The 5,557-nt window shown below is 72.4% G+C and carries 5 protein-coding genes; 1 reads left to right on the top strand and 4 read right to left on the bottom strand.

Going from position 1 to position 5,557, the window contains the following annotated elements; all coding sequences use genetic code 11:
- Positions 1-224 precede the first annotated feature (224 nt).
- Positions 225-1,802, top strand: a complete 1,578-nt coding sequence (locus AC5LSR_RS16620; RefSeq protein ID WP_250285328.1) for a UDP-N-acetylmuramate--L-alanine ligase — start codon at positions 225-227, stop codon at positions 1,800-1,802.
- A 215-nt stretch (positions 1,803-2,017) separates the two neighbouring features.
- Here the strand turns inward: AC5LSR_RS16620 and AC5LSR_RS16615 are convergent, their stop codons facing one another.
- From AC5LSR_RS16615 to AC5LSR_RS16600, 4 genes are all read right to left on the bottom strand, one after another.
- Positions 2,018-2,350, bottom strand: coding sequence for a helix-turn-helix domain-containing protein (locus AC5LSR_RS16615; RefSeq protein WP_250285329.1), 333 nt, complete (start codon positions 2,348-2,350; stop codon positions 2,018-2,020).
- A gap of 35 nt (positions 2,351-2,385) precedes the next feature.
- Entirely contained in the window at positions 2,386-2,625 is a 240-nt protein-coding gene (locus AC5LSR_RS16610; RefSeq protein ID WP_250285331.1) for a type II toxin-antitoxin system Phd/YefM family antitoxin, read from the bottom strand.
- 55 nt (positions 2,626-2,680) lie between these two features.
- Positions 2,681-3,100 carry a nitroreductase family deazaflavin-dependent oxidoreductase gene (locus tag AC5LSR_RS16605; RefSeq protein WP_250285332.1) on the bottom strand — a complete coding sequence of 140 codons (420 nt, stop codon included), beginning with the start codon at positions 3,098-3,100 and terminating at the stop codon, positions 2,681-2,683.
- Positions 3,101-3,259: 159 nt separating this feature from the next.
- Positions 3,260-5,491, bottom strand: a complete 2,232-nt coding sequence (locus AC5LSR_RS16600) for a serine/threonine-protein kinase (RefSeq protein WP_493468666.1) — start codon at positions 5,489-5,491, stop codon at positions 3,260-3,262.
- Between the last annotated feature and the right edge of the window lie 66 nt (positions 5,492-5,557).

Genomic DNA, 5,557 nt, shown 5'->3' with positions numbered 1-5,557 from the left:
CCCCTGACGCTGCTGGCCTCTGACGCCGCTTGTACAGGTGCGACGGCGGGTCCACGCGTGCCCCCATGCCCGCCGGCCCCGACCATCCCGCCCGGCCCGGCCGTTCGGCCTGGCCGCCTGATCGGTCGACCTGGCCACCCGACTATCCGGCCTGGTCAGCTTGGCCTGGTCAGCGGGGCCGGCCGCGTGGCGGCCCGGTCGCGGCGTGGTGTTCACTGCCTGTCGTGACCGGTGAGAGCTCTCAGCACGTCCACTTCCTGGGGATCGCGGGATCGGGCCTGTCCGCGCTCGCCCACGTCCATCTCGCCCGCGGCGGGACGGTCAGCGGCAGCGACGCGCAGGACGCCCCTCGCCTGGACGCGCTGCGTGCCGCCGGCGCCCGGATACGGGTGGGCGCCGTCACCGACCCGGCCGCGCTGGACGCGGAGCTCGACGGGGTGGACGTCGTGGTCGCGTCCAGCGCGTTTCCCGACGATCATCCTGAGCTGCTGGCCGCCCACCGGCGCGGCCTGCCGGTCCGCCGGCGCAGCCAGTGGCTGCCCGAGCTGACCGCCGGCTACGATCTTGTCGCGGTGGCGGGCTCGCACGGCAAGAGCACCACGTCGGCGATGCTCGCTCTGGTGCTGCGCGCCGCGGGGGTGGACCCGACCGCGGTGATCGGCGCCGAGGTGGCGCAGCTCGGCGGCAACGCGCTGGTCGGTGCCGGGCGGGTGTTCGTCCTGGAGGCCGACGAGTACGGCGGCGCGTTCGCCGGCCTCGACCCGGCGCTCGCCGTCATCACCAACGTCGAGTGGGAGCATCCCGACCTCTTCCCCGACGAGGCGTCCGTGCGGCGCGCCTTCACCGCGTTCGCGGCCCGGGTCCGTCCCGGCGGGACGCTCGTGGTGTGCGGGGACGACCCCGGCGTACAGGCGGTGCTCGCGGCGCTGCCGGCCGCCGCCCGCCCCGGCACCGGCGCCATCCCCGTCGGCGGTGACGGGTACCGGCCGCATCCGCCGGCCGGCGCCAGCCTCATCCCCGCCGCCGGCCTGGAAGGCGCAGCAGGCCAGGGGCGCGCGGCCGGGGAGGGACGGGTGAGGATCGTCGACTACGGGCTGCAACCGGGCTGGGCATGGCAGGCGGTGGACCTGCGCGTCACTCCCGACGGGGGCCAGCGGGCGACCGTGCGCCACGACGGTGACGACGTCGGGACGCTCACGCTCGCGCTGCCCGGCGCCCACACCGTCCGCAACGCGCTGGCGGTGCTCGCGGCCGCCACCGAGCTGGGCGTCGAGGTGGCGAGCGCGCTGGCGACGCTGGCGGCCTTCACCGGTGCCGACCGCCGGTTCACGCTGGTCGGCACGGCCCCGGCGACGGACCGCCGGGGCCCGCTGGAGGTGATCGACGACTACGCCCATCATCCGACCGAGATCCGCGCCACGCTGGCCGCCGCCCGCCAGCGGGCCGGTACACGCGAGGTGTGGGTGGCCATGCAGCCGCACACCTTCAGCCGGCTGGCGGCCCTGCTGGACGACTTCGCCGACGCGTTCGCCGACGCCGACCGGGTGTACGTCACCGACATCTACGCCGCCCGCGAGCACGACACCCTCGGCCTGCACGCCGGCGACCTGGTCAAAAAGATCTCCGTACCCCAGGCCACGTACTACGTGCCCTGGGACGAGCTGACCGACCGGCTCGCCACCGACCTCTCGACGGGCCGACGGAGCGCCCCGGCCGGCGTCCTGCTGCTGACCCTCGGCGCTGGAACGATCACCGAAACCGGTCCGCACCTCCTCGCCGCACTGCAGGCGGCGAATCTGTGACTGCGGGTAGCCGTCTACTCGTCGGCCCCAGGCGCAAAACCATGGTCGCGTAGCCGCTGGCTGCTGAACCGTTCCCAACGGTGACTGTCCTGCTCCGCGACTCGGCCGCCGTATCTCGCCGGACCGTCCTGCCGCGGCCGGGTAACGGCAAACCCCGGCGGTTCCGTCCGTGTTTCTTCCCACCTGCCTGGTAAGGGCGGAATGCCGGCAGCTGATCAGCTTGCTCTGAGCTGTTCGCTGCTGACCTTGTAGGTGTGGTCGCCGAAGTCGGCCAGCAGCCTCAGTTCGCCACCGAGGGCCTCGACACAGCGGCTCACGACATCGACGGTGAACGCTTCTCCGCGTTCGATCTGGCTGACGCGCCCTTTGGTCACGCCCATGATCTCAGCGATGTCGCTCTGGGTGAGGCCGCGTTGCCTGCGGATCTCGGCCAGCTGGTAGCCGTCCACGCGGGCCATCAGCGTCCTGCGTCGCCGTTCGGCCTCGTCAGGACCGCCGACACGCTCGACATAAGCCTCTCGATCCCACTTGCTGTAGCCGCTCATCATCGCTCCCTCGCCCGTTCCTTCAGGTACATCTCGTACTACTTGCGGTCGGCGGCGATGACTGCCCGGAGATCCGCCAGCTCTTCCTCTGCCTCGACGAGACGGCGAAGCTCGTCGACCGACAGGATCGCGGCGGTCGGGGTGCCGTTACGGGTGAGGTAGACGATGTTGCCCTCGTGGACGCGGTTGACCAGCTCGCCGAGGCGGGAACGCGCTTCGGCGAGCCCGATCTCGACGTCCGTCGCATGGAGATCGGTGGTGCGGGCAGGCAGGGTCATGGCCAAAGTGTACAGTTTGATCTATGTTCCGGATGTGGTCTCCCGGCTGCCGGATTCAGACCGTCAGGTCCTCCTCGGCGGAGGGCTGCGGCGGCGCGGGCTGGGGGCGCAGGGTCAGGAAGTCCGAGACGCCGATGGCGCCGAGCACGGGCCGCAGCGGGGCGGGCACCTGGCTGCGGCTGTCGTCGTGGACGATGTGTGGCGAGCCGAGTTCCTCCCGGTGGTTACGGTGCTCCAGCACGCAGCCTCCGGCGGCCAGCACGTTGCGCACCCAGTCCGAGTCGCTGCCGTAGGTCAGCGCGACGACGTAGCCGCCGTCGGAGCCGAACACGTTGACCGGGGTCCGGTACTCGCGGCCCGACTGGCGTCCCCTGTGCACGATGACGCCGAAACCGGGCAGCCGGGTCGCGGCAGGGCCGGCGACCCGGTTGGTGGCCCGGCGGTTGGTCTCGGCGATCCATCTGGGCAACGGCATGTGACTACCTCCTTGAGGAGTGGCTGTCGCACCACGTACGTCAACCGTCATACCCAGCCGAGCAGGGGCCCGACCTCGACTCGGGAGGTCAGCCGTCGCGGCGGCCGGGCCGCGGACGGCGGAGGCCGGATCAGGTCATCGCCGGATGACCGCCGGATGTCAGAAGTACGACGGGCAGAGCGGTACGCCGGGGACGGGCTCGTTCTGCCCGCCCTGGGACACCGCGGTCGCCGGCAGATACCCCCAGGCGGCGGTGTATCCATGGGTGTTGGCACGCCCGTTGTCACCCTGGGTGTACAGCCACCAGGTGTTGGTGTTGCCCTGGACGACCGGGTTCGGACGGCCCTGGTACTGGCACAGCGCCCACACGCTCGCGGCCGCGGCCATGTACCCGCTGTCATCGAGAGTCTCCGGCGCCTGATCGGAACGGACGTTGGCGTAGACGGCCGAAGCCACGTAGGTGCTGCAGTAGTAGCGGGTCGAGAAGGCCCGTCCGGCGTAGTCGGTGATCGCCTCGCCGCGCGGCGAGCAGCCATGGACGGGAACCGGCTGCGGCGAGGGCTGGGCAGAGGAAGGAACGTGGGACGGGGCGGGCGGGGGAGCCGGGCCACTGCCTGTCCCGGGTGGCGGGTTTGCCGGCTCCCTGGGAACCGGTGCTGCCGGCACGGCGGGCGATGTCGGCTGCCGTGCCGAATCCGGGTTCGCCGGTACCGCATCCGCGGGCCCGGCCGCAGGCCCGGCCGCGGGTCCGGCCACGGGCCCGGCCGCGGGTTCGGGGCCGAAGCCGGCCCGCGTTGGGATGGTCGTGACGGTGATCAGTGCCTGGTGGCCGGGGGGAGCGGTCCCGTCGGGTGCCGACGGCGCGGCGCCCGACGGGATGGGGAGGTTGTCCGCCCGCACCTCGGCCGGGCCGGATTTCCCCCGGAGTGTGACAGTCAGTATTCCAGAGATCACGAGAATGGTCGCGGCGGCGGCCGCGGCGGCCGTCCACACGTTCCGGCGCCGTCGACGAGCGGAATCCCTGTCGCCGGACAGCGGCGGGGCACCGCGCGGCCGCAGCCTGGTCGGGGTGTCCAGCGGCTCGTCGGGCCCGGGAGCCGCGGACGGCGAGCCGGCGCCGTCCGCGCTGTCGGTACCGGCCGGGGCCGGCCGCGGCGAGCTCCCGGCGGAGCCGACGCGGGACCGGCGGCGGGTGGCTTCCAGGCGGGAGACGTCGGCGGCGGCTGCCCCGGAACCGGTGCCTGTTTTCGGGTCGTGGGCCGTCGGCTCGTCCGATGACGGCGGGACGGCCGCGAGATCATCCCCGGCTGCCCCCAGCCGGGCCACCGGCTCGGCTCCCAGGGCGTCCCGTAGCGCGTCGAACTTCTCGACAAGACCGGCCACGCTCGGCCGTTGCCGCGGATCGACCGACATCATGTGCCCGATCAGCGCCCGCAGCGGCTCTGGAACAGCCTGGTCGAGTTCGGCGGCGTCGCCGGCGAGGATGCGACGCATGACCGTCGCCGGTCCGTCGCCGGCGCGGGGCGCGAACGGGGCCGTGCCGGCAAGCAGGGTGTACAGGGTCGAACCGAAGGCGTAGACGTCGGCGGCCGGCGAGTACCGCTGTCCGTCAAGGACCTCCGGAGCGCAGTGAGCCGGCGTGTAGGCCTCGAGGCTGACCGACTTCTCCGGGCCGGCCGCGGCACCTGCCGCCCCGATACCCGCCATCCCGAAGCTCGCCGCCCCGAAGCTCGCCGCCCCGAAGCTCGCCACCCCGAAATCGCTCAGTACTGCCCCGCCCTCGTCGGAGACCAGGAGATTCCCCGGCTTGATGTCACGATGGGTGATGTCGGCGCGGTGCGCCGCGGCCAGTGCCCGGGCGACGGACACACCTACCCCGACGGTTTCCGGCACTGACAGCCGGTTCGGCTGGTTCGGCTGGTTGCTGTCGCGCATCCGGTCGACCAGCGATCCCCGCGGGAAGTACTGCATCGCGATGAACGGCTGGTCGTCGGCGGTGGCGCCCGCGTCGTACACGGTGATGATCTCGGGGAGGTGGGACAGGCTGCCGGACGCCTGGCACTCGCGGGTGAACCGGCGCAGCGCGGCCGGGTCCCCGACGTCGGCGCTCAGGACCTTCACGGCTACCGTTCGGGCGAAACGCTCCTGGTAGGCGGTGTAGACGGTGCTGAACCCGCCGATCGCGACCCGGCGGAAATCCCGGTACCCTCGATGGCCGGGCCCGGCGGCACCCGCGCCGCATCCTGGCTCTCCCGAGTCTTCCCCACATCGCCCCCGGTATGTTCCGCACGAATCCGTCCACCGCGGCGTACGCCTCCCGTTGGATATGGTAGACCGTGACGCGCTTCGGTGACGTACGCGAGGGGAGCGCTGCGGGGACGTGACACACATGGGCTGGTTTTCCAGTGGCTCCGCGGCCACCGGCCACGTGAAAAGATCTGTGATCGCGCAGCCTTT

The organism is Protofrankia sp. CiP1_Cm_nod4 (genome assembly GCF_982290645.1).
Note: the sequence above shows the minus strand (reverse complement) of the source record. Positions and strands in the feature narration are given on the sequence as shown.